Consider the following 3,523-nt stretch of genomic DNA (forward strand, 5'->3'; position numbering starts at 1 on the left):
TCCCCAGCGCATTTGTAAGGCCTGTCACTTTCTGGTAATTGTTTGTTCCATATCCGCAAACTCCCTGCGAATCGGTATTACCGTATTTAAAGAAATGCAGATTACCCACATCCTTGTGCATCTCCCAGTCGAACAGCTGGAAACCTTTGCCCCTGTTCTGGGCGTATTTGACTGCCTGGCTCTGTGAAATAGTTCCTACACTTGAAACACCACTGACAGAACGCAGCACATCATCAATCAGATAGGCTTCATAAACACCGCCCAGGCATTCCGTATGCTCTACCCAGTCCGGCTCGATCGCTTCCACACTTTCCGATGTTGTGAGTAAAACGAAATCGAAGGCCGCCGAATTAAGGAAAGTAAAGGCCAGTTTCGTAGCCCCTACAGGAACGGCACAAAACAGATACATACCATTGATAAAACCGTTCGCATTTGAAACGCTGATCCGACTTACTATTTTCCCGGCATCATCTATAAATACAGCACCGTAAAGAGTAGAAGCAAAACCGGGAAAACGAACCTGCTTGTAATCCCGGACGTCCACCAGGGCGAACGATCCGGATTCGTATTCATTCTTCGCCTCTTCAATGGTTGTGTAATCCGTATTCTTACGAATCCCGATCCCTTCCGTCACATCCAGTTCCTCGCGGGTAAATCTTATACTGGTGTACCCTGCTGCTGCCGGCGCATCCTCATTACTTGAAATAAAACCGTAAAGGCACTGATTCAGCACGTCCGTTACTCCCTTGTACCAGTAATGAGGCTCATATATGTAAACTTCACCTTCCGATCCGGTTAATACTGCATCCGTGGCGTTCTCCACGCTGTCACTATCCGCGTATTTATTTCGGTTCTCATCATGAAGCGGGTAACAGGTCATTTCACCCTCCGCCGTCTTTTTAGCCAGAATACAACGTCTTTTCGACAACACTTCCAATATATGGGAAGACGGGGTAAATTCAGTATTATAGTCATATCCGGTAGAGTTATCCAGATTCGTAATCTTTTCCCCGTCTCCTACCGTCTGATCTATTTTTATACCGACAAACTGCGGCTGAATGATATTCAGTTCCGGGAAATGTGCACAGGTGGCGGCGTACTCTTCATCCGACATGGACTGGGTGAGCCGGTACGTACCTACCAGGCGGCACGTCTGCACGTTTCCCCCGTCTTCATCAACGCCGCCCATTGTCATAAGCCTGCGAAGCAAATTACCGTTCCCGTCCATATCTATACCGGTAATTCGTAGATAGCTGGTCGCACTGCATTGCTGTAATAACGTGTTCCAGTCGATCAGGCTACAGTTATCAATCACAAGGCGCGTGATATTTGCCGTACCTTCCAGCTGCAGCCCTGCATTGGTTAGTTTGTTCAGGTACCGGAGTTCGAGCGTCTGCAAAGTTCCGGGAAGGACGCAAACGGCCAGAGGCGCACCGCCGGCAAATGTCACACCGGTAAGGGATGTATCACCGGCCAGGAAGGTTTCAAGTTTGGTATTACTTGAAAGGTCCATACCGGTAAAGGAAGAAGATTTAAGTCCGGATATGTCGAGTTTTCGAAGATTACGGCAATTACCCACCAGAAGGGCGTTAAATGTCGTCTGTCCGGCCTCACAACTAACATTCAGATCACGCAAGGCCGTGCAGTTGTTCAGGTTCAACGTGCCGACAATGGCGTGGCTTACATCCGTCAGATCAAGCCCGCGAATACGGCTTGCACCGTAGAAATATTGCGGATCGTTTACAATTAAATCCGTGTCCATTGTCAGTTCCACCACAGCCCCGGCCGTTTCTGCAAGTACCGCGCTTTGGTGCGGTGTTCCGGACGTGTACCCGTACCCGTAATAATACCGTTCGGAGGCCGTAATCCGAATTTTCCGGTTATCGCTGCCGAACTTGTATCCGAAATAAGCCGCGAAGCTGTCACGACGGTAAGTACCGGCCACGTACTGACTGTCCAGAAGGGCGAAACGGTTCTGAATGGTATAAGTACGGTGCGCATAACGGCTTCCCTGCAAGGCATACAGATAATTATAATAACTGGTTCCGCTGCCGGTTGTCACCCCTTCGGTAAGCGGAAGGATATATTTATATTCCGAATCCTTGTTATAAATCCGCTCGCACCAGTTACCCATTTGCTCCTCGTTAAATACTTGCAGAACATATTCAAGGCTCATATTGCTACGCAAGGTTTCCGCCACTTCACGCAATTTGTCCGGACAAGACCGTACCAGTTCCCATAAAACGGAATCATGGCCGGCAAAAGCATAACTACCGATACTATCGTCAAAACTTTCGTGGGTAATGGTATATTCGTATTTCAGTACCGAATCATTACGCACACCGAACAGCGTGTCCATATCGTAAGGAAGGAAATACCAGATCAGAGAGTCCCAAGTCGCCAGCATCATGTTTTTTGCCCGGTTATCCACAGCCATAAAGTAATCGGTAATCAGATACCATGCAAACGGGCTGTCATTACCGAAATACTGGTTATATTCCGCCAGGAACTTGGCGGGATCATCCTTACATGAATCGATCCAGTTCCAAAGCCTTGTAACTGCCGCCTTGTCGTCCTCGTGTGCATCCGCCCAGGTAGTGTCCGCCTTGAAACGAAATTCCAGCGCATCATCAAAAGAAGACATGTCGGTAGTCCCGAACAGACAAAGGGCCTCGGAGTTGTTCAGGAACTCCAGACAGATACATTTGTTACGCTGCCCGTTCAGGGCCGCTTCGTCGTTGAATCCTTCAATTCCTTCAAAACCGTAAATGATCGCACTTTCCGACTTCTCATTATTGAAATTGTATTTTCCCAGATAAGTATTCGCACCGGTGCCGTCGTTGTCATAAAACAGGTCCATAGGGAAACCGTCCACGCCTATACGTACGTCATATTCCCCCTTATATGCAGCCTGCGGCGGTGTCAGCCACCCGCACCTCTTCCAAACGTCGTTCACAATACGCACCGCACCGGTATTATGTGTACCGGAAGAATCGGAAAAGTCCGCTTTCAAACAGAATATACTGATCGGCCGTGCTCCCGGTTTGAAACTGTATTCAAGGGACGGCACATCCACGCCGTTAACTTCCAGCGTGGTACCGTATTTTTCCAGGCGCAAGAAATAAAGACGGTAATTCTTACGCGGATAAGTGGTGGATGATGTACCCTGTATTCTTAGACCGACATTCCTTGCTACAAAATCATACTCCTTACCGTACGGGCTATAAAAATAGATATCGACCGGTACCTCGAATTTCTTGTTATTGGTGGCGTTGACAAGGTTCACATCGCCGACAATTCGCATAACCGCCTTTCCCTGGGCGCGTAACTTGTCTATGTCGATATCCGTACCGTTGTCCCCCGTAACATCGTTTTTTTCAAATAACAGGACCATTTCGTCCGACGTAGTACGGTCTACCATGTAATTATTTAATTCTTCATCATCCGTAAGCGCACGGTTATAAATACGGAAATTCCTGATCTCCACATCCGCCGTATCACTGAACAAACGGATGTTCACCGG

1 protein-coding gene is annotated in these 3,523 nt (G+C 48.1%); it reads right to left on the reverse strand.

Going from position 1 to position 3,523, the window contains the following annotated elements:
- A partial coding sequence (locus AB5935_RS23830) for a CotH kinase family protein (RefSeq protein WP_368327644.1) occupies positions 1-3,523 on the reverse strand: 3,523 nt, incomplete at both ends.

Origin of the sequence: Phocaeicola sp. RTP21198st1_B8_RTP21198_201120 (assembly GCF_040929485.1) — a bacterium.
Lineage (GTDB): Bacteria > Bacteroidota > Bacteroidia > Bacteroidales > Bacteroidaceae > Phocaeicola > Phocaeicola dorei.